At 48.4% G+C, this 17,206-nt stretch carries 28 protein-coding genes; 11 read left to right on the top strand and 17 right to left on the bottom strand.

The features are described from left to right. The first annotated feature begins 472 nt into the window (after nucleotides 1-472). The 6 genes from BLS62_RS13700 (at nucleotide 473) to BLS62_RS13675 (ending at nucleotide 3,177) form a co-directional block, all read left to right on the top strand. Nucleotides 473-784, top strand: a complete 312-nt coding sequence (locus tag BLS62_RS13700; protein ID WP_093181692.1) for a hypothetical protein — start codon at nucleotides 473-475, stop codon at nucleotides 782-784. 31 nt (nucleotides 785-815) lie between these two features. After that, nucleotides 816-1,466, top strand: coding sequence for a hypothetical protein (locus tag BLS62_RS13695; RefSeq protein ID WP_208990850.1), 651 nt, complete (start codon nucleotides 816-818; stop codon nucleotides 1,464-1,466). A gap of 23 nt (nucleotides 1,467-1,489) precedes the next feature. After that, nucleotides 1,490-1,777 (top strand): hypothetical protein, encoded by a 288-nt coding sequence (locus BLS62_RS13690; RefSeq protein WP_093181686.1) that lies wholly within the window; start codon nucleotides 1,490-1,492, stop codon nucleotides 1,775-1,777. 29 nt (nucleotides 1,778-1,806) lie between these two features. After that, nucleotides 1,807-2,016 (top strand): hypothetical protein, encoded by a 210-nt coding sequence (locus BLS62_RS13685; RefSeq protein ID WP_093181683.1) that lies wholly within the window; start codon nucleotides 1,807-1,809, stop codon nucleotides 2,014-2,016. A 17-nt stretch (nucleotides 2,017-2,033) separates the two neighbouring features. Further along, nucleotides 2,034-2,387 (top strand): hypothetical protein, encoded by a 354-nt coding sequence (locus BLS62_RS13680; protein ID WP_093181681.1) that lies wholly within the window; start codon nucleotides 2,034-2,036, stop codon nucleotides 2,385-2,387. A 373-nt stretch (nucleotides 2,388-2,760) separates the two neighbouring features. Then, a complete protein-coding gene (locus tag BLS62_RS13675) occupies nucleotides 2,761-3,177 on the top strand; it encodes a VOC family protein (protein ID WP_093181678.1) in 417 nt (138 codons plus the stop codon). Between the two features lie 884 nt (nucleotides 3,178-4,061). On the opposite strand, the gene BLS62_RS13670 is transcribed toward BLS62_RS13675, so the two are convergent. From BLS62_RS13670 to BLS62_RS13620, 12 genes are all read right to left on the bottom strand, one after another. After that, nucleotides 4,062-5,198 (bottom strand): tyrosine-type recombinase/integrase, encoded by a 1,137-nt coding sequence (locus BLS62_RS13670; protein WP_093181675.1) that lies wholly within the window; start codon nucleotides 5,196-5,198, stop codon nucleotides 4,062-4,064. 11 nt (nucleotides 5,199-5,209) lie between these two features. Then, nucleotides 5,210-5,461, bottom strand: a complete 252-nt coding sequence (locus BLS62_RS13665; protein WP_093177056.1) for a helix-turn-helix transcriptional regulator — start codon at nucleotides 5,459-5,461, stop codon at nucleotides 5,210-5,212. Nucleotides 5,462-5,750: 289 nt separating this feature from the next. Then, nucleotides 5,751-5,957: a hypothetical protein gene (locus tag BLS62_RS13660; RefSeq protein WP_143521493.1), complete on the bottom strand. Its 207-nt coding sequence runs from the start codon at nucleotides 5,955-5,957 to the stop codon at nucleotides 5,751-5,753. Nucleotides 5,958-5,965: 8 nt separating this feature from the next. Next, nucleotides 5,966-6,460: a hypothetical protein gene (locus BLS62_RS30805; protein ID WP_143521492.1), complete on the bottom strand. Its 495-nt coding sequence runs from the start codon at nucleotides 6,458-6,460 to the stop codon at nucleotides 5,966-5,968. Nucleotides 6,461-6,574: 114 nt separating this feature from the next. Further along, nucleotides 6,575-7,063, bottom strand: a complete 489-nt coding sequence (locus BLS62_RS13655) for a hypothetical protein (RefSeq protein ID WP_093177051.1) — start codon at nucleotides 7,061-7,063, stop codon at nucleotides 6,575-6,577. Then, nucleotides 7,060-8,559: a DNA cytosine methyltransferase gene (locus tag BLS62_RS13650; RefSeq protein ID WP_093177048.1), complete on the bottom strand. Its 1,500-nt coding sequence runs from the start codon at nucleotides 8,557-8,559 to the stop codon at nucleotides 7,060-7,062. The genes BLS62_RS13655 and BLS62_RS13650 overlap by 4 nt, the downstream gene beginning before the upstream one ends. Nucleotide 8,560: 1 nt before the next feature. Further along, on the bottom strand, nucleotides 8,561-9,301 hold the full coding sequence (locus BLS62_RS13645) for a hypothetical protein (protein WP_093181673.1): 741 nt from the start codon (nucleotides 9,299-9,301) through the stop codon (nucleotides 8,561-8,563). Between the two features lie 15 nt (nucleotides 9,302-9,316). After that, the gene (locus BLS62_RS13640; protein ID WP_093181671.1) at nucleotides 9,317-9,535 is read right to left on the bottom strand and encodes a hypothetical protein; all 219 of its coding nucleotides are present in this window, start codon (nucleotides 9,533-9,535) and stop codon (nucleotides 9,317-9,319) included. 41 nt (nucleotides 9,536-9,576) lie between these two features. Continuing rightward, on the bottom strand, nucleotides 9,577-9,834 hold the full coding sequence (locus BLS62_RS13635; protein WP_093181668.1) for a DUF2312 domain-containing protein: 258 nt from the start codon (nucleotides 9,832-9,834) through the stop codon (nucleotides 9,577-9,579). A gap of 55 nt (nucleotides 9,835-9,889) precedes the next feature. Then, nucleotides 9,890-10,165, bottom strand: a complete 276-nt coding sequence (locus BLS62_RS13630) for a hypothetical protein (RefSeq protein ID WP_093181666.1) — start codon at nucleotides 10,163-10,165, stop codon at nucleotides 9,890-9,892. 43 nt (nucleotides 10,166-10,208) lie between these two features. Next, a complete protein-coding gene (locus tag BLS62_RS13625) occupies nucleotides 10,209-10,436 on the bottom strand; it encodes a hypothetical protein (protein WP_093181663.1) in 228 nt (75 codons plus the stop codon). 1 nt (nucleotide 10,437) lies between these two features. Continuing rightward, complete coding sequence (locus BLS62_RS13620) at nucleotides 10,438-10,677, bottom strand: hypothetical protein (RefSeq protein ID WP_093181660.1); 240 nt, start codon at nucleotides 10,675-10,677, stop codon at nucleotides 10,438-10,440. 391 nt (nucleotides 10,678-11,068) lie between these two features. Between BLS62_RS13620 and BLS62_RS13615 the strand changes: the two genes are divergently transcribed. Continuing rightward, the gene (locus BLS62_RS13615; protein ID WP_208990849.1) at nucleotides 11,069-11,572 is read left to right on the top strand and encodes a hypothetical protein; all 504 of its coding nucleotides are present in this window, start codon (nucleotides 11,069-11,071) and stop codon (nucleotides 11,570-11,572) included. On the opposite strand, the gene BLS62_RS30800 is transcribed toward BLS62_RS13615, so the two are convergent. The 4 genes from BLS62_RS30800 to BLS62_RS13590 all read right to left on the bottom strand — a co-directional run bounded on the left by BLS62_RS30800 (nucleotide 11,569) and on the right by BLS62_RS13590 (nucleotide 13,562). After that, nucleotides 11,569-12,033: a hypothetical protein gene (locus BLS62_RS30800; protein ID WP_143521558.1), complete on the bottom strand. Its 465-nt coding sequence runs from the start codon at nucleotides 12,031-12,033 to the stop codon at nucleotides 11,569-11,571. The genes BLS62_RS13615 and BLS62_RS30800 overlap by 4 nt on opposite strands. Further along, nucleotides 12,026-12,280: a hypothetical protein gene (locus BLS62_RS13605; protein WP_093181655.1), complete on the bottom strand. Its 255-nt coding sequence runs from the start codon at nucleotides 12,278-12,280 to the stop codon at nucleotides 12,026-12,028. Before BLS62_RS13605 ends, BLS62_RS30800 begins: the two co-directional genes overlap by 8 nt. A gap of 75 nt (nucleotides 12,281-12,355) precedes the next feature. Continuing rightward, nucleotides 12,356-12,799 (bottom strand): hypothetical protein, encoded by a 444-nt coding sequence (locus tag BLS62_RS13600; RefSeq protein WP_093181652.1) that lies wholly within the window; start codon nucleotides 12,797-12,799, stop codon nucleotides 12,356-12,358. Between the two features lie 394 nt (nucleotides 12,800-13,193). Then, complete coding sequence (locus tag BLS62_RS13590; RefSeq protein WP_093181646.1) at nucleotides 13,194-13,562, bottom strand: hypothetical protein; 369 nt, start codon at nucleotides 13,560-13,562, stop codon at nucleotides 13,194-13,196. A gap of 153 nt (nucleotides 13,563-13,715) precedes the next feature. Here BLS62_RS13590 and BLS62_RS13585 point away from each other — a divergent pair, with 153 nt between their 5' ends. Genes BLS62_RS13585 through BLS62_RS13570 form a run of 4 tightly spaced genes read left to right on the top strand, consistent with a single transcriptional unit; the run spans nucleotide 13,716 to nucleotide 16,666 of the window. Further along, nucleotides 13,716-14,468, top strand: coding sequence for a DNA methyltransferase family protein (locus BLS62_RS13585; RefSeq protein ID WP_093181644.1), 753 nt, complete (start codon nucleotides 13,716-13,718; stop codon nucleotides 14,466-14,468). Beyond that, entirely contained in the window at nucleotides 14,461-14,769 is a 309-nt protein-coding gene (locus BLS62_RS13580; RefSeq protein ID WP_093181595.1) for a helix-turn-helix domain-containing protein, read from the top strand. Before BLS62_RS13585 ends, BLS62_RS13580 begins: the two co-directional genes overlap by 8 nt. Continuing rightward, the gene (locus BLS62_RS13575) at nucleotides 14,766-16,067 is read left to right on the top strand and encodes a helix-turn-helix domain-containing protein (RefSeq protein WP_093181641.1); all 1,302 of its coding nucleotides are present in this window, start codon (nucleotides 14,766-14,768) and stop codon (nucleotides 16,065-16,067) included. Before BLS62_RS13580 ends, BLS62_RS13575 begins: the two co-directional genes overlap by 4 nt. Then, nucleotides 16,064-16,666, top strand: coding sequence for a transcription termination/antitermination NusG family protein (locus tag BLS62_RS13570; protein ID WP_093181638.1), 603 nt, complete (start codon nucleotides 16,064-16,066; stop codon nucleotides 16,664-16,666). Before BLS62_RS13575 ends, BLS62_RS13570 begins: the two co-directional genes overlap by 4 nt. Before the next feature lie 133 nt (nucleotides 16,667-16,799). Here BLS62_RS13570 and BLS62_RS31065 read toward each other — a convergent pair whose 3' ends face one another. Beyond that, nucleotides 16,800-16,952 (bottom strand): hypothetical protein, encoded by a 153-nt coding sequence (locus BLS62_RS31065; protein WP_159436467.1) that lies wholly within the window; start codon nucleotides 16,950-16,952, stop codon nucleotides 16,800-16,802. Nucleotides 16,953-17,206 lie beyond the last annotated feature (254 nt).

Below are 17,206 nucleotides of genomic sequence, written 5' to 3'. Positions count from 1 at the left end.
TTCCGAGATGTTATGAGAGTTATTGTCTTCGGTCAATTTGGGTTCGAAATAGCGCTCGCTGTGATGTGTTCCGATGTCCGATTCTGAGAAATGGCATCGTTTTTGTAAAGGTAATTCTGCGCATAGCCATCACCGGGTCTCAGCACAACAAATGGCCGTGAGTACGGGCCAACACCGGACCTTCGAGCCACTCCATCAAGGGTTGAGAATAGTTTAGCTAAATCTCTTGCTAGCCTGTCGATGATAAGCTGCTTTTCTTTTTCCTTGCAAGGAAGGGATAGCCTGCGCTGACCCTAAGCTGCGATCCGCATTCTTGGGACACAATGCCCACTAAACCAGCACCACAACTGTTGACTTGTGCTGACCTTCAGGTTTTGCTGGCCTCTTAATCGGTGCAATTCTTTCTGGAAACCTGCCCGAATAAGCAGCACAACTTCTATGTGGGAGTGTCCAACTAAGGAGCGAATTTTATATGTCGGAATTTATTGCAAGTATTGTCGGCGTTGTTGCGGGAAGCGCGGCAACCACGCTCGGTCACATAGTTATCAATCACTTTCAGACAGCTCCCACGCGAGAACTTGATAAAAAGCGTAAAGAAATTCTTTTGGAAATGCTTCACAATCCCGGACCTAACGGCTGGAGAAATATGGCTACGATGTCCAATGTAATTGGTGCAACTAGAGAGGATACAGCTCGCTTACTTATCGAAATTGGCGCTAGAGCATCAGAAACAGGTAACGATACATGGGCACTTATAGAGGTTAAGCCCCTTCCCAACGCTTAACCTTCGAATAATCCAGCAAAGGAGCAATATTGTGCAGCTTCCAAACAAAGAGCTTCGAGAAATATTGTTACCTGCCTACCTGCCATGTTCTCATTATGGCACATGTCGAGAAGCTCAATTTCATCCAGAGCTCGGCCAGGTTCTTAGAGGCTTCCTCGGAGCAACCGGAGCTCCTGAAGACGTTGAGGTCGTAATGGTATTCTCTGAACCTGGTCATCCCCATCCGAAAGAACAGTATAGCGCAAAGTGTCCTCCTGAACAGCTTCTCAATGAGAGTTTAAGCTATGTATATGAGTGCTTTGCATCCGGCACAGATGCGTTCCATAGAAATGCACGCTGGTTTATCGATCAGCTGTATCCAGATCAACCTTTTGATCAGCAACTCCGTCATGTTTGGCTTACTGAGGGAAGACTCTGCTCAATTACTAAGGAAATAGGGTCAACTACCGACAAGACATGCTCATCTCGTTATCTTTCGCAGCAGCTATCCGTCTTGCCCAATGCAATTGTGGTCGCGTTTGGAGGCAAGGCTCAGCGTTATCTTAATGCACTAAATGTTGTTTTCATCAAAGCATTTGCACTTTCGCCCCCTGGAGCTAATCATAAGCCCGCAAAGCCGAGTTGGGAAACAGCTATATCCAAGATCCAAGATCCAAGATCCAAGATCCAAGATCGCAGATGATCTATCTAAGGAAAAAACCTACCATGCAAGAAAATGAACCTAATCTTGTGACATCCGAGCTTTCAATCGACATCACCGAGAATGGTGTAACCATCGAACTTTGTATTTATCGCCTTGAAGATAGTCCTGAATGGTCTCTTGAGGTTGTAAATTCCAATGGCACATCAATCGTTTGGGACGACACTTTTGGAACAGATACCGCCGCCCATGAAGAATTTCGTAGGACTGTTGCCGAAGAAGGCATGGCATCATTTTTGGACGAATTTAATGTAGTCAAGTTTCCAGCAGGCGATCCATCCACTCGACACTGATCAGTCTAGCAAAGGAGGGCAAGGCATTGATGACGCTGAAATTTGTAAACTCAGAAATTGACAAGCCTGAAATCGTTCAATGTTCCCGCTCCTCCATGGCAAAGGTTATGGCGTGGTCTCGCTCGCAGTATGCTGGCGATGACTATCAGGTGTTCGCAAATAGCAAGCTGGTGCCAACGGATTTCAACGGCGAGCTGATCCCACCACAGATAGAGCTAACAGCAAACCAGTCCATTTAAGGAGAATAGTTAGGGATATGTCAGATGGAATAGATGTACCGGGAGTCAGTCTCGTTGAAATAGGTCAGCGACTAGAAGGAATTCGGCTTGAACAGGATTTAGATGCTCCTGTATTCGCTGCTCAATTAGGGGTTAGCGAGCCAGACTACCTCCAGTGGGAATCTGGAATGGCGCGGATCCCGCTTGCGGCTGCATTAGAGGTCAAGAAACGGACAGGGCAACCCCTTGATTACATCTATCTGGGGAGAGACCCAAGCAAAGTACAGTCTTTTGAGGAACTATCTCTCCTAAAAAAGATCTACTTATTTTTGGTCGTTAAAAAGATAAAGCTGCAGTTTTGGTGGGCAAAGAAACGCAACAAGTCCAACTGAAGAGCAAAGTGACGCAGACATGAACCTCTCTCAATTTGGGCTATTACTTGTAACGGATTGCACTCATCTAGCGTTTTAATTGCAAACATCCTTATTTTTCGCTCGAATTAATTGCGTCTATCGGAGAGGGCAAACTCACATTAGCTGCGAATGAAAACACATTGTTTGCGACGCGATCGTAATTATCCGGTTAGGATCACATTAGATGCAAACGGCGGCAACACGGGACGAAGAGAGCTTTCACTGGAATTGCAGAGATGTCGGCTTTGGCGGTTTCACCAAAAGATCGTTCATTGGGCCACTGTGCGTTTAAGCTTATATAAATGCAGTAATTTCATCGCGATTACCAAATTTCAGAAAAGGAATACAAAGAATGATTGCCTACGTTACCGTTGGTGTTGACGACATCGCGCGTGCGGAACATTTTTACTCTGCGTTCCTGCCAGCTCTCGGCTTCGAGTTAGAAGAGATTCATGGAGACCTGAGTTACGCTCTGCCCGTAGAACCGGGCCAGTCTACTGTTAGGCCGGATTTCTATGTTAAGTCCCCCTTTAATGGACGTCCGGCCTCTGTTGGGAACGGGAGCATGGTTGCATTCGAGGCGCGTAGTCAGCAGCAAGTTCGGGACCTCTACACCGCCGCTCTTGCTGCAGGCGGTTCTGACGAAGGCCAGCCGGGTTTCCGTGACACCTATGGACCGAATTTTTACGTTGGCTACCTTCGTGACCCTCAAGGTAACAAGATCGCATTGTTCTCCAGCAATCCAGATGAACCTGGACGGGACGGGTAACGTGGGTTTCGCAAGCGCTGGAAACCATGCATCGCATTGGCAAAAATCGGTAAAATGAGTTCTGAGACGGCTTGGTCTGTCTTGGAAACGTAGGTTTCTCATACGGCCAGACTACTCAAAAATTCGCACTGATTTCATTGAATAGTATTGTCTGTTTACCCTGTATGGAAATCATCGTATGCCTTCAGCGAAAGCAGATGGGTTCTCAGATGACTTACCACTATGGCTTGCTAAGCAATCATAGTTGTTGAAGTGACAAAGCTGGCACAAGTCACTGATAGAAAGTCTATTTCTCTATTCGCAACTAAAGTGATCCGAGGCGGATGTTTGCGATCCCGTTGCAAACAATGTGAGTTTGTCCTCTCCGACAGACGCAATTAGTTCGAGCGAAAAATCAGGATGTTTGCAATCCGAGCGTCGGATAAGTGCAATCCGCTACAGGTAGGCGTGTTTCTGAGCTGATCATTTCAAATTAATACGGCCACCCGTTCTGAAAACAAATGGCGCTGGTACTCATCGGTTGGGGCCGTTAAGTTTTTTGTAGGTGGAAGAGCGAGAGGAGGGCAAGCATCTTTGATGTTTATGCTAGGAGTAATCATACTCGGAGCCGGAGGGTAATCAGCAGGCTAGGTGCTCCATATTTCTTCTACGGCAGAACAAATGGATTGGTATATGATCGAACATTGAAGGTTTTTTCCCAATCAAAATCCCTCACTATCAAAATAAATTCCAAAGTGAGGGATAAACCCTAGGAAAAACAATGATATCAATGGGGGAAAAGGGGAATGGAGGCCTCTGCCGGACTGTCAATTTTCATTAAAAACAAAGGGTTACCTTTTGAGTGGGTCAATTTTGCGCCCATAAGGTATCAAGAGGTTACATTGTCAAGTTGACCCACTTTTCTTTTTCTCTCCAGAAAGGAAGTGTACCCCCTTATCTCCAAGGACCTTTCTTTGAGCCATACGAGTGTACAGCTCTGCTTGTTCTAGCTTTGTCCATCCAAACATTGACAGTAACTGATTTGAAGTAGCTCCATTTTCAGCTGCTAAGACGGCGCCTGCTTTTCTGATCCCATGTGCTGAACAATGCGGGAGACCAGCCATGTCAAACCAGTTTCTCATACGATTACCAAGCCCCTTTACTGAATATGGTCTATTCCACTCAGTAATTAAAAAGGTGAGGTGGCTATGATCAATTCCCTCAAGAGCCTCAGCAAGTGGCGGGAGTACAGGAAGGTCAATTGCTACCGGCAATCTCTGAAGCTTACTTGATTTTTGCGGTGCGATCTTAAAACGAAGCTGGGGGCCATCTTCAGTGTTTATTGTATAAAGGTGCTGTCTTCCAAGTCGGGCAGTATCTGAAATCCTTAAGCCAGTGTATCGGAAGATCTGCATTGCAAGGTAAGCTTTTGTGCCTTTGGGATGGCGTTCAAGGAATTGCGCAATTTCTTGCTGAGTTAGCGCGTGGTGCCCTTCGGAGTAATTCTTGATCTTCTTGACGTGGTCTGCTGGGTTATTTCCAGCAAGACCTACCTCAACTGCCCAGTTAAACATTGTTGAAATCGAACGTAGGCGATGGTTTGCTGCCTCGGGCGTTTCTCCCTTTTGATCTCTAAGAATTGCGATGTGCTGCTTCTGTAGACCCTTGAAAGACATGTCACCCAGTCTCTGGCCTGACTGGCTCAAACAGGTTTCTTCACAGACAGCGTGTAATACGCGGCGCTTTTGTATTTGGGTCGCGGGGGCCAAGTTTTTCATTGCTCTTGTTAGGTACTGATCTGCGAGCCATTTAAATGTACCATCAAGCGGCAGCTTTTTCTTAGTACGCTTGGGTTCAGTGGTGCCAGTGTTACTCAGGTCAAATCTGGCAAGGGCAAGTTCTTTATAGAACTCTTCTGTTCCATAAGGTGCATTAAGCCTTATTTTGGCTTTTCCAGACTTGCGGTAGTACCATCGTTCTTGTCCGTGCCTTGTAACATCCCGGTAGAGATATTTTAAATGCTCTTGCTTGGGCTTTGGCATAGCTTCACCTGTTAAACGAAGTCAGAAAGAGGTTCTTGATCGTGAGAGATTTCCGCTCCATCATGCGGGAGGATCTCAAATGCCTGATCTATTTCAAATACGTCCCACACTTTGCGAGAAGCAATTTGTTTTGCCTTTGGCATTTTATGCTCGCTAACCAGCAAGTCAAACAGCCCAACACTGACACCAATGTAACTGGCCGCCTGAGGTTTACTAAGGCCCCTTGGTGCTACGGTATTGGATTTGCGGGCTACCTCTTCCATTATACTTGCTCCTAAGGTGAGTATACAAAAATAAATTGACCTCGATAAAACTGCAGGTCATTGCTGCTGATTGCATATCGGGCAAGGGATACCGCGCTTGCCGAAAGTGACGTTCGGACAATCGACCCAACCAAAGTCCCAATCGCATCTGCTGCACTCAAAGTGAGCAATCGGCGACCCATCTGGTGCATTCCCAGCGTCAATTACATGAGCCTTAAAAACTTGCGATTTTCTCGACTTAGGAGGGAAGTCAAATAGTGTTTCCTGCATGATTTTTCCCTCTCCGGGTTTAGGGGGATATTTCGACCATGAGCTTTTCAAGCATATCTGCTGTGCGGTCACGCAGGGCGTCCGGTACGTGCTCTTTTACCTTTTTCGCTAGGTCGCTGCTGGCGTTAACTGCAATGGCTGTTAGGGCTTCTGCTAGGGCTTCTGGGTTCCTTGTCAACATAATGCCGATGTGAATAGGATTGACTTCTGTTTCCAGTCTCATCATGGCCCCTCTTATGTCTCAGGAAGTAAGTTCACGCCAAGCGACATCTCGAAATCACCGCAAAACTCGAATGGCATTACCTGCGGCCAAGTCGGACAGCAATAATCTCCTGTGTGGTGTTGGATACCTTGCACACCCAATATCGGCCTGGGTGCATGTTGCCTACAAATTCCTCCCGCCATTGATGTCGAGGAAACGTCAAAAAAGGCACAGTCACAACATTGAGCTGACTTTGCAGATAATCTATTTCGTTGTTTTACGCTGCTGGACTGAGGGAGCGATTTAATAAATTCTCTTTCCAGTTGCAAAAGCGACACTCGACCTAGATTTGGGGTCCGGCGGGCACCGTCGTCCGACATCACCCAGTTCGCAATGTCGGAAAGTCGAGTACCAACACCGAATCCCGCCATATGAATTGCGTAAACACATCTAGTCGTAAGTGTTATGCCTAGATTGGAAAAATGCTCCTTCAACAGCTCTGTATTGCGGTTTTTCATGTAAGGCATTGTTTGTCCTCCTGTTGCAAGGAGCTGCCATAGCGAACTGGTTGCCTCCCGAGGAAGCAGATCTGCCACATCCTCATTAGGTTGACGCAGCAAATCAGCGGCAAGAACACCGGATTATAGGGCATGGTTTACCTCTCGTGTTCTGGTTCGATATGATGCTGGCTGAGGGAGATTATTTGCCTTGCAGTGTTCTTTGATTGCTGTTCTCACACATTGTTCTGAGTATTGTGTGTTTGTTGCTATCGTGGGTACGGACCAGCCAAGCTTGTCTGCCAGATTATAAAAGAGCTGCCTACGAGATGACGTTGCTGTTGGGCTGTTGTTATTTGCCCGAAAGATCGCATCAAGCGATGTTCCGTTGTTCATCTTGACCTCAAGCACAATGTCTTGTGCTTCCAGCGGCATTTCAAAGAATATGGGGCACTTTGCTCTCTGCCTTTCCTCCCGTTTGGGAGCGGGGAAAGCTGCGGGGAGGCCCTTGGCAGCGGAATAGATTGCAGCGACATGACACTTCGAGACCCCGTAAATCTGGGCGATCCGGTTGAAGCTCATACCCTGTCGGGTACGTACTAAAATGGTCTGATCAGTTGGAAATATGGTCATGCAGCGACCTCATAGGAAATGCACTCGGGGAGGTTGGCTTCAACAATTGCCTTGGCGACTGGCGGGCAAACGCTGTTGCCGCATTTTGCGGTCTGCTCTGTCTTCGGAAAAGGCTTGCCGTTGTAGCCGAAACTGATGCGGTAATCCTCTGGAAAACCTTGCGCTCTATAAAGTTCTGCCGGAGTGAGCATGCGCATGCCAATGTCTGTTATGATGTAAGGCTCACCACCAACCTCAACAGTAACAACTCCGTGTCGATCTTTGGTAGTAACTGTCCCGATTGGGTAGTTTGCCGCCTGACCGATGCTGGATCCATAGTAAGAAGTAAGGAAAGTTCGGACTTCGCAAAAACGACTACTGCCGAGTGCCTGTAATGGGACGTTGATGGGTGGTTCATCAATGCTATTTTCCAAAAGATTTACTATATGGCAAGTGACTAGATTTTTCTGAGTAGCTCTGGAGGCTTTTGTTGACAGGGGCACGTCTGCTGCTTGGCCAGCGGCATGGAAGTTATGCTGAGCTAGGAACGTTGCAACTAGTGCAGACTTGCCGCCTCCTTGGGTCATGACTGTTCCGAGAGGCTTCTCAACTGATGCACCTTTTGAATTTGTGAACTGTCGGTCTATGTAGGGGATCACAAGCGCTCTGCATCCACCTTTCTCAGTCTTTATTGTTCTGAACGGCTTAGCTAAGGGTTCCAGGCTCCCTCGGTGGCTCATGTTGAGAATGAAAGGCTTAGGCGCCTTGATCACGAACTTTTTGATCCCGGCGGCAATCCGTTTCAGGGTGTTTTCTGCTAACGGCTTCTTACGGTCAAAAATGGATGGGCAGGGAATAGACCAATCAATGCAGTCTGCAGCGGTCTTCCACGGCAATAGTTTGCCTGTTTTGACTTCTTCACTGCCGGGGTCTCCGTGGGTAGGCGCAGGCCAGCGGATAATCTTGCGATCGCGGCGAGCTATCATAAACAGCCGTTTGCGGATGGTTGGGGCGCCATAGTCGCAGGCTCTCAAAATACGAAATTCGAGTTTGTAGCCCAATTTATTGAGGGCAGCTTGCCATGCATCAAAATCTTCCCATCCTTGAAATTCAGGGACGTTCTCCAGAATGATGATACGTGGGCGTTTAGGGCCTAACTTCTGGCTGAAATTGACTACAGACCAAGCGAGCATACGCACTGATTTTGAAGTAGGTTTGCTCCCTCTAGCGCGAGAAAAGTGCCGGCAGTCTGGAGAAGCCCACAGCAGACCTACAGGGCGTCCGTTAGTGTAGGCCATTAGATCAACTTCCCACACGCTCTCTGGTAAATGGATGGTATCCGGGTGGTTTTGTGCGTGCATTGCGAGGGCCTTTACACAATGGTTGATTGCAATATCGGGGGATCTGCCGAGGGCCATTTCAATTCCTGTAGAAGCCCCTCCACCACCTGCAAAGGCGTCAATGATGAGTTCCTGAGGAGGGTGTCCGGTGGAGAATGAAAAGAGTTCTGTCTGCATCTCAGTGGCTCACCTGTTTGGACCAATCGGGAAAGAGCTGCTCCAGCTCCTGATAATTCACTTCAAAGCCCATGCGTAGATCGGGAAAGTCGCAAGCTTTCTGCCATTGGCCTCTGGTGCTGCCTCGTTTCATCCAGTGGTTGTTTTCGTAGAGAAACAGGGTTGGGCTGAGACTGAGGGCCTTAAAGGTCCTGCGCGTTACGAAGCCGTATTTTTCAAGCAGAATGGAGAGCTTCATAGCTTTGAGCTTCCAATCTGTGAGGCGAACAGGGCAGGGCTTTCCAGCCTCTACAGTCGGCACCACTTCAGGTAAGGGCAGTCTGGAAACCGGATAAAATTCAGGGAAATAGTTGTAGCTGAATCGGTCTGGATCTGGCAGTTCGGGCAAAAACCAATCGCGGTCGTAACGCGGGTTTTCCAGCTTGTCGCGCATGGTGATGATTTGAAGGTTTAGTAGGCTGCATACAACGGCAAAGTCATTTGTATAGCCTTCTGGGATCAAGACGGCGCGGCAATCTGGTCCCGGTTTGTCAACCTGATATGAACGCTCTGCAGCTTGTGTCACGACCTTTGCATTCAAGCGCAACTTTGCTTCGATGCCGATCTGAAACCCGTCGCTGTCACGAACCAGAACGATATCCCAGTTCTGCCACTCAGGGTAAGCGGTCCAGCCTTCCGGTAGGTTCTCAAGGAACCGCGAACACATTTCGTGCTCGGTTTGGAACTGGGCTTTGCGTTTCATGAGTGCGTGAACCTTTCAGCGGTCGCTATGGGCGTCAAAAGATGAGAGCTTGGTGCTGATGAAATCAGAGGGGATGCTCTGTTTTGTATCGATCATCGTTTGTTCAAAGGCAGGTACTAGATACATCAGTACGGCGGCGAAGAATGCCAATACGGCGAGTTTCCCGGCTTCGTTCAGGAGGAACAGAGGCACGTTGCAGCGATCACTAAATACATCATTATCAATGCTAATCATGGGTCTGTTCCTCTTGCATGGTTACTGAGGGAGGAGGAGGCTTAGCTGCTGGGTCCGGCCATGCCGAGGGCGTGGAGGTAGAGATCTAGGATGGCTTCTGCTTCTTCTCTGTCATGTGGTTTGAGTTTGCGTAGGGAAACAATTTTGCGCATGGCTTTCACGTCAAAGCCGTTGCCTTTGGCTTCCGCGTAAACTACTTTGATGTCGTCTGTGAGGATCTTCTTCTCTTCTTCCAAGTGCTCAATGCGCTCTATAAAGGCTTTGAGTTGATCGACTGCAACGCCGCTTGCATCTGCCATGATAGGGTTCCTTGGCTAGGTGTTGGTAAGAACGTAAACGCATACGCAGTGTGGTTCAGGTGCGGCCCATTTGTTGAAGCAGCTTTGTGAATGCTGTTTGGGCATCATCGAAAGTTTCGCGCAGGGCGTAGATGCGGTTTGCTATGGCAGCATGGTTGTCCGGGAAGATCTTGATCATTTCACGCAAGTCATCGCGGGCAAAGCAGACGTCTGTTTGCGTTTGAGAGGTGATAACGAGAGCCTCTACACCGATTTCAGCTGCGCTTTTTACAACTTGGAGGGAAGGTGGTTTTTGAAATGAGGGAAACTGGATGACTTGAGCGCTAGGCATTATTTGTCTCCGAAATGCGAGGTAAAGATTGAAAAAGATGAGGTTAGGAAAAGGTCTCTTCTTCTTCCTCGTTGGCGGAACTCTTGAAAGTGTTCACCATGACCTTTTCAGTCACGTTCTTGACTATGGCGATGCCCGCACTGACAGCTAATATGGCTTTGTCTTTGTCGGATACTGGGGCGTGCTGGATTTGATCCGCAAGGCTATCAATTCCGGGTTGAAGGTCTTTTCGTGTCGCCTGCGCCAGCTTGTCATCTTTCTGAGAAGTCATCTCACTCAACCTCTGCCTTTTCTAAATTTGAAATTGCGACGACTGCTTGCTGGGGAAACCCAGCCTTGTCTATGTAATCAACAAGTGCAGCCGCTAAAGCTGTTTCACGGTCAACGATGCCAATGTTGTGTCCAAGGTCCTCAGGGGTTTCCCCCCGAAAGCGGATGATTGTGCCTGCGGGGAAAATGGTTTTCTCATTTCGATAAACACGAAGGACGTTAATTGCATCAATGTCATTCATTGTATTCAACTCACAATTAATATGTATCGAAAATATGCCCTGAGTATATTCCAAAGTCAACACGTACTGCATAAAAGTAGTGCGTATTGTAGATAAACTGTCAGTTTTACCGGCAATGATATAGTGCTTCTTCTTTGATTTGGTGTTCAATTTCGTTAAGTTTTGTGTGGATATCCGGTTATCGCTTTTTTATTAGGTTTTATGAGATACCAAAAATAGTCACTAAAATAGAGCTTTATCAAGCCGCTACTAGGTTAATTGCCGAGTTTCAGGATGCGAGAGTTGAGGTGGTTCAAGGAGAGACGTTTTCTGCAGCACTTAAGCTTTTGCCAGAGAGTAAAGGTGGGCTAACAGCACACTTTGCGCACGAATTAAATGGGCAGGGGAGTGGATGTGTAGCTTGGGATGGGTTGAGGAAAAAAGGGATCAACACCTTTGTGGCTTTGTTGGAGTGCGGTTGGAGCCGCTACAAGGCCTTTATCTTAGCGAATTCTTGGCTACTTATTGGTGTTTGCGGTATGTGGATGTAGAAGGTTTGCCCGTACGGGCGACGACTTCGCAGCCTGAGATTACGAAACGAATTACAGGGCGGGTCGGGTATCTTGGCGATCTATGGATAAGGCAGGATATGCGCAAAGTCGGTAATGCACGTAAGTTGATGGTATTGGCTCAGATTTTGGCGTTTGATCTTTGGCGTCTTGATTGGCTTTACTGCTGGATGCGGCCGGATGACTTCTTAAATGGAAATGCTGCACGCTGGGGCTGGCTAATAGGTCAGTGTGACGGCATTCGCTTCCAATCCCCTCCAAGGGATTTCCCTGAGGGCTTAGCCTTTTGTGCAAATCCCTCATATGCGTTAAGTCAGCTGATAGCTGATATAGCGGAGCGATGCTAGTTAAGAATTTCCTTCGTAAATACGACTAACTGGCTTATTCCAGCCTGTGATTGAACGGGTAGGATTAGCCTGCAATATTCCCAGTAGTCATTCTGGTATCTGAGGTTCGCGCCAATAAGATCAAAAACCGGTTTATTGGATTGAAAGGCTTTCCAATAGCTACTTGCTACTAGTTGCCTGTAGGTGTGCGGCATCGCACTCCGCGCTTTAGTAGGTTGTAGTGCCCAATCTTCACCAAAGCCATGTCTTGCAAAGCTGTCGTGGCCCATCATGAGGATTTCAGGGCTGTCTGATGGGCCAGCGGGAGGGGCCATTAATAGTAGTTTGCGTGCAAACTCGATGAAGCAATGTGATAAATGTCCATTTGACTTTTCCCATATGTGCAAAACATGTGCACCTGTTGTGCTAAGCTGCTCAAGATTGAACGGTGTTGCTGGTCGTCTCTCTGTGTATTCACGCAACTTCCTGCTCCAGTATCTGCTGTTTGTAAGCCAAGATAATTACCGGGCGGAACTCGTTGATCAGTGTCTGTTGTTGCGTTTCGCTAAGGGATCCAATGTCCGTACAATCGAAAAGGTTAAGACTAATCATCTTTAGGCTGGTTAGAATATCTAGCTCTTCGGCTGTACTGAGAATGTCATTAAGCTCTTTCTGAGGAGTGAGGCGTTGGAAGTGTGGTACAAGTGATAGTGCGCTTTTGATATCCATGTTAGCCTCTCTTCGGGTACTAATGGTATGAGCGCATAGCAGAACTATAAAGCAGTAGTTGTCAGTTAAAAATTTTCACTTGTTCTTCTTTTTGTTCTTTGCTGCGTTGTAGATATTTTCAACTATAATTGACAAATCTCTTATACTACCCTTACCGTCAAGAATTTGCTCTTCAAGCCTTATCCCCTCTTCAACAGACTTTATGAATAGTTCCAAGTCAAGCTTATCTGCTTCTGGCCGGTTGGACTTGTTTGCCATTTTTCCGAGTAAGCTATGAGCGTCTTCTCCCGCTCGGCTGCCTTGATCTGCGCTATCTGTACCTTCACCGTACAATAAGAATTGCGGAGTTGCCCTGAATCTTCGGGCATAGTGCGCAGCTTCCTTATGATGGAAGGCACGAGATCCATTTTCATGGCTCGCATAGGTGCTGTTGTTGACGCCAAGAGACTTGGCGGCAGCTGTAGCTGTTTTGAATCCTGCATTGAAGCGGGCTTGTCTTAGGCGTTCGTTCTGTTTCATGGCTACACAATGCCAACCAGTTCTATGCTTTGGGTGTTGACTTTTTGCTATACGTCAGGCATTGAAAATACACGTTAAGAGTAAACAATATACCCACGGGATTTTATAACGATGCTAAATTCTAAGAAAATTCGCGAGGAAGCAGGTCTAACTCAACTTGAGATGTCTAGAGCAATAGGGTGCTCTCAGGGGCATATCTCTCGTATTGAGACGTCGGGATTTGATGAAGCCTCTGGCCTATTTCGTCGTTCATACGAGCTGTTCGTATTGGAGCAGATGATGGGTGCCATTGTAGTTGGAAGACGGGAGCCTCCCTGCCGTCAACTGTAGTTGGCGGCTACTAGCAGCACTGTGCAATGGCGTGCGCAGTGCTGCTTTTTTACCTTAGAGCTCATTAAATGGTGCTTGAAATGACCTTCTCGTCAGCTTTAGAAGAACTCTCTAGCCGTTCCGTAGCTTGCTCAAAGCTTTCACGTAGCTTCTTAAATTGCTCGCCGACTTCAATAAAGCTCTTTAGCCGTTTCTTAGCTAGCGCTTCAGCTTTAGAAGAACTCTTTCGCAGTTTCTTGACACGCTCCTCGACATCAATAGATTTCTTTAGCCGTTTCTTAGTTAGCTCTTCAGCTTTAGACAAACTCTTTAGCTGTTTCTCAAATCGCTGTGCAGTTTTTGAAAAACTCTCTAGCTGTTTCTCAAATTGTTCTTTTTTGCCATTAAGAGTTGTTGTTTCGCTTTTGACTTGTTCAACTTCCGCATCACTCATGCTGGCTGTTCCTTTCCTCGGGTTGCCAGTGTGCGCAGAGGGCCTTGCTTTGTTGGCGCATCCAGCAAGGCTCTCTGCATCTCTTTTCGAGCACGATTTCAGCACGCAATCGCCTGAGCGTCGATCTGTGGAATTGGTTGGGGGGGATGTTGCATGACCTCTCCTAAAAACGCCCGCTCAGTCATGGCCTCCCGAACCAAACCAAGCGGCACGGACGATTACTTCCCCACTCCGCCATGGGCAACGCGGGTTCTTTGTGAGTTGATACTTGGATTGAAAAGTGTCGGAGAGGACGGTTGCGAGCCTCTCAATGCGTGGGAACCTGCCTGCGGCGGCGGGCACATGGCTATTCCGCTTAGAGACTATTTCGACCATGTTAGTGCCTCTGATCTCTTCAATCGTGGTTTTGGGGATGCTCACGGGGAGGCTTGGGACTTCCTGACTATCCTCCCTGAATGGCAGTTCCCGCTTGAGGCCTTTGATTGGATCATAACCAACCCGCCTTTTGGTTTGTTGGCTCAGCAGTTTGTTGAACGTGCTCTAGCCCATAAACCCAAGCGCGGCGTTGCTATGTTGATGCCTCTGCGGTGGCTGGAAACCATTGACCGTGTTGCAACGCTGTTTATGGAACAACCGCCAGATACTGTGGCCGTTTTTGCTGAAAGAGTAGCCATCCACAAAGGGCACTATGACCCAAAGGGTGGAACGGCGACGGCTTATTGCTGGATTATCTGGCGTACCGAACAGGCGACAAGTTCCACGAAGCTTGTCTGGATCCCTCCTTACTCCAAAAAACGTTTTTCCAAACTAAGTGACCTTAAGTTGGCCAGCGCTCCTCAAGTTGTTGCGGAGCAACCTGGCCCCTTGTTTTCTCTCCCTGAAACACTGGAGGTTTGTAATGCGTGATTTCCAAAATCTCACAGAATGGCGACGTGAGTTTTCGCGTAGTCATCTGCCTTCCAGCACTAATCTGGTGTTGCACGCGGTCAGCCTGTTTGCAGAGGACGTTGGCGAGGTTTGCTCGCCTTCGGTTCGGGATCTAGCGCGCCATACCAATCTGAGCATGCCGATAGTGATCAAGCATCTTAGACATGCAGAGCGTGGTGGCTGGCTGGGAGTTCGCAAGTATGGCCCATTAGGAGAGAAACTGAAGCGGAACGAATACATGCCCAAGTTTCCCGAGATGGAAGTGGAGGGCTGGGCATGAGCGAAGTACGAAAGGCCTGGAGCTGGCGGCAAGCTTTCTGCAAGTCTGATCTTCCGGGTCCGACAAGAGCAGTATTGCAAGCTCTGAGCATGTTCATGAATGCGGTTGGAGAGAGTTGCTACCCTTCCATAGAAGACTTGGTGGAGTACAGCGGCTTTAGCAAGAACGCAGTTTTGAAGCATATCGACATAGCAAAGGAAGCTGGTTGGATTGAGGTCTCACAGCATGGTTTTCGAGGGCAAAGATGGAAGCGCCAAGAGTATGTGGCACGGTGGCCAGAGCATGATTTAGTTGCCCCAAGTACTTCCGAGCGTATTGTTAAAAATGCGGAGTTTGAGGAAAAAGGCGGTGCACGTGGTGGACCACCTCCCTTAAAAAAGGTGGTGCACGAGGTGGGTGAAGGTGGTGCACGTGGTGGACCTAAGGTGGTGCACGAGGTGGACCAAGATAAGAACAGTCCACTTAACAATCCAATACCAGTCCAAGAGAGAAAATGCGCGCGCGATGGCGAGAGTGATAAAAATGACAATAACGGCACTGTCACTCGTGAAACGTGGATGCGAAGGCTGAAAAAGGCTCATGAAAGGTGGCCGAGCTATGAAAGCGATGGCAATAAGGATGCTGAAAAAGCATGGTTTGCTCTTTCATCGGAGGATCGAGAGCAGGCGAGCAAAATGTTGAATGCGTACGTTGCCGTTTGCAAACGGCAAGGGCGAACTAAATTCCGGGTGTTCGCGAATTACCTCTCGGAAAAGCTCTGGGAGAAGCTTCCAGCAAACGCCGCGAGCAACGGTGGTTCTGTTGAGCTTGCGAAGGCTTACGGCAAGGTTTGGGGCGTTTACCGGTTCGCTGACCTGCTGAAGCCTCCCAATTCAATGCCGAAACCACCCGCGACTATCGAGGGGATCCTCAATGGTGGGGGAGAACAAGCCGAGGCTGAAAAGCTCCGGCGGCTGGCATTGTATGGGTGGCCTCGGGTGGTGGATATGCACAACCATGCCGCCCGCCGAGGTGGTGGACTGACCGTGAAAGGAAAGCTGGTTCCGCTTGCTGATGAGTTTTTGCAAGTCAGGGTTGGTAACGATATCTGGCAGGCTTGGAAGCAGCTCCACGGCGAGCGTGGCTGGCCATGGTTTGGGCCTGATCGGGATCTACCGGAATGGGTGTACATGCCCAAGCTGCTTACTGAGGAATTCCCATCAACGCTTGAGGCTGTGAGAGCGGCGCTGGCGAGCTTTGTGGATGTATATGCTCGGTTTGCGGGTGAGACAACGGCAACTCAGGAGGCGGCTGAATGAAGATGACAGCACCCAATGCGGGCAATAAGGCTCTTGAGCAGGACTACATGCTGCTACGAGCTTTGATGACGAAATCTTCACTGGAATGGATTGTGGTGCGAACCAATCCAAATTGTGAGGATCGAGCACAAGCTAGTATCACTGCCACGGGTGCGATTGCCTACCTGCCGAAGATACCGGTGCTACGAAGGCCTAAGCACATTAACAAAACCATAGATGCAAGCCAGCCCATGTTTCCCAGTTATCTGTTCGTTGGTTTGGACATTAATGCGCGGGTGAGCTGCGATCAGGTACGGTCCTGCGACGGTGTGGAAAAGATTTTAGCAAGTTCCCTTGAGCAGCCTCCCCACCGTGTACCTCTCGCTGAGATGCTTCGTATTCTGGAAACAGCCTGTGATGCTCAGTTCGGAAAAAAGGCAGTGAACGGTCAGGTCTTTAGCGTGGGCAGTGATATCCTGCTGGTTGCTGGAGTTGGGGCTACACTCAAGGGTGTGGTGAGCGAACTCAGAGCGGGAGGACAAACGTTAAAAGTGGAGCTGGAAGCGTTTGGTCGAACCACAAAGGTAATTGTGCCAGTTGACGAGGTGGAACTTCGTTAACCATTTATCCCGACAGGACGATCATCGTGGATCTTCGGAGCCTGGGCAACCAGAGTTGCTACTATAACAGAGCGAGCCGAAGACGAGGCTCAGTCAACTATGACGCTGAAAGGCGGAGTTGGCGCGAAGGCTTTTAATGGTAAATTTCCAAACCATTCACGGCGGGTCTGATCTGGATCCGGCGAACATCCAGCTCCTGTGCATCGGGTGTCACAAGCGAAAAGCGGCCAAGGCGCGGCACACACGCAGCTGACCCCTGATCTGTCAGAGTGGGGGGGTGGGTCAAAAGTCCGGGGGGCTCAAGACTTTAACCGGATGCATATTTACGGAGAGATTTTTTTTTGCAAACCTTAATTTTGAGCTGCTTGGCGATCCAATACATGAGGGTTTTGGATAACGAGGGCGCCCTCCTCACAGGGCAACTAACGAATAACTTAGACTTATCAGATAGTCAATTGCGTATGAAATAACGCAGAATGAAATCAATTCAGCTTTGGGCGCCACTGCGCCGACGCTGCGCAAGTATTATTTTCCTCAGCT

Source organism: Pseudovibrio sp. Tun.PSC04-5.I4 (genome assembly GCF_900104145.1).
In the GTDB taxonomy this organism is placed as follows: Bacteria; Pseudomonadota; Alphaproteobacteria; order Rhizobiales; family Stappiaceae; genus Pseudovibrio.
Note: the sequence above shows the minus strand (reverse complement) of the source record. Positions and strands in the feature narration are given on the sequence as shown.

What these genes read in the sequence shown, in the direction of transcription:
- BLS62_RS13570 (WP_093181638.1), top strand. Translation starts at nt 16,064, where the DNA reads ATGAAGATGACAGCACCCAATGCGGGCAATAAGGCTCTTGAGCAGGAC.
- BLS62_RS13635 (WP_093181668.1), bottom strand. Translation starts at nt 9,834, where the DNA reads ATGGCAGATGCAAGCGGCGTTGCAGTCGATCAACTCAAAGCCTTTATA.
- BLS62_RS13700 (WP_093181692.1), top strand. Translation starts at nt 473, where the DNA reads ATGTCGGAATTTATTGCAAGTATTGTCGGCGTTGTTGCGGGAAGCGCG.
- BLS62_RS13590 (WP_093181646.1), bottom strand. Translation starts at nt 13,562, where the DNA reads ATGAGTGATGCGGAAGTTGAACAAGTCAAAAGCGAAACAACAACTCTT.
- BLS62_RS13585 (WP_093181644.1), top strand. Translation starts at nt 13,716, where the DNA reads ATGACCTCTCCTAAAAACGCCCGCTCAGTCATGGCCTCCCGAACCAAA.
- BLS62_RS13660 (WP_143521493.1), bottom strand. Translation starts at nt 5,957, where the DNA reads ATGATGAGACTGGAAACAGAAGTCAATCCTATTCACATCGGCATTATG.
- BLS62_RS13665 (WP_093177056.1), bottom strand. Translation starts at nt 5,461, where the DNA reads ATGGAAGAGGTAGCCCGCAAATCCAATACCGTAGCACCAAGGGGCCTT.
- BLS62_RS13650 (WP_093177048.1), bottom strand. Translation starts at nt 8,559, where the DNA reads ATGCAGACAGAACTCTTTTCATTCTCCACCGGACACCCTCCTCAGGAA.
- BLS62_RS13630 (WP_093181666.1), bottom strand. Translation starts at nt 10,165, where the DNA reads ATGCCTAGCGCTCAAGTCATCCAGTTTCCCTCATTTCAAAAACCACCT.
- BLS62_RS13675 (WP_093181678.1), top strand. Translation starts at nt 2,761, where the DNA reads ATGATTGCCTACGTTACCGTTGGTGTTGACGACATCGCGCGTGCGGAA.
- BLS62_RS13575 (WP_093181641.1), top strand. Translation starts at nt 14,766, where the DNA reads ATGAGCGAAGTACGAAAGGCCTGGAGCTGGCGGCAAGCTTTCTGCAAG.
- BLS62_RS13625 (WP_093181663.1), bottom strand. Translation starts at nt 10,436, where the DNA reads ATGACTTCTCAGAAAGATGACAAGCTGGCGCAGGCGACACGAAAAGAC.
- BLS62_RS13645 (WP_093181673.1), bottom strand. Translation starts at nt 9,301, where the DNA reads ATGAAACGCAAAGCCCAGTTCCAAACCGAGCACGAAATGTGTTCGCGG.
- BLS62_RS13600 (WP_093181652.1), bottom strand. Translation starts at nt 12,799, where the DNA reads ATGAAACAGAACGAACGCCTAAGACAAGCCCGCTTCAATGCAGGATTC.
- BLS62_RS13620 (WP_093181660.1), bottom strand. Translation starts at nt 10,677, where the DNA reads ATGAATGACATTGATGCAATTAACGTCCTTCGTGTTTATCGAAATGAG.
- BLS62_RS13615 (WP_208990849.1), top strand. Translation starts at nt 11,069, where the DNA reads ATGTGTAGCTTGGGATGGGTTGAGGAAAAAAGGGATCAACACCTTTGT.
- BLS62_RS13640 (WP_093181671.1), bottom strand. Translation starts at nt 9,535, where the DNA reads ATGATTAGCATTGATAATGATGTATTTAGTGATCGCTGCAACGTGCCT.
- BLS62_RS13605 (WP_093181655.1), bottom strand. Translation starts at nt 12,280, where the DNA reads ATGGATATCAAAAGCGCACTATCACTTGTACCACACTTCCAACGCCTC.
- BLS62_RS13580 (WP_093181595.1), top strand. Translation starts at nt 14,461, where the DNA reads ATGCGTGATTTCCAAAATCTCACAGAATGGCGACGTGAGTTTTCGCGT.
- BLS62_RS30805 (WP_143521492.1), bottom strand. Translation starts at nt 6,460, where the DNA reads ATGCCTTACATGAAAAACCGCAATACAGAGCTGTTGAAGGAGCATTTT.
- BLS62_RS13690 (WP_093181686.1), top strand. Translation starts at nt 1,490, where the DNA reads ATGCAAGAAAATGAACCTAATCTTGTGACATCCGAGCTTTCAATCGAC.
- BLS62_RS13680 (WP_093181681.1), top strand. Translation starts at nt 2,034, where the DNA reads ATGTCAGATGGAATAGATGTACCGGGAGTCAGTCTCGTTGAAATAGGT.
- BLS62_RS13670 (WP_093181675.1), bottom strand. Translation starts at nt 5,198, where the DNA reads ATGCCAAAGCCCAAGCAAGAGCATTTAAAATATCTCTACCGGGATGTT.
- BLS62_RS13685 (WP_093181683.1), top strand. Translation starts at nt 1,807, where the DNA reads ATGACGCTGAAATTTGTAAACTCAGAAATTGACAAGCCTGAAATCGTT.
- BLS62_RS13655 (WP_093177051.1), bottom strand. Translation starts at nt 7,063, where the DNA reads ATGACCATATTTCCAACTGATCAGACCATTTTAGTACGTACCCGACAG.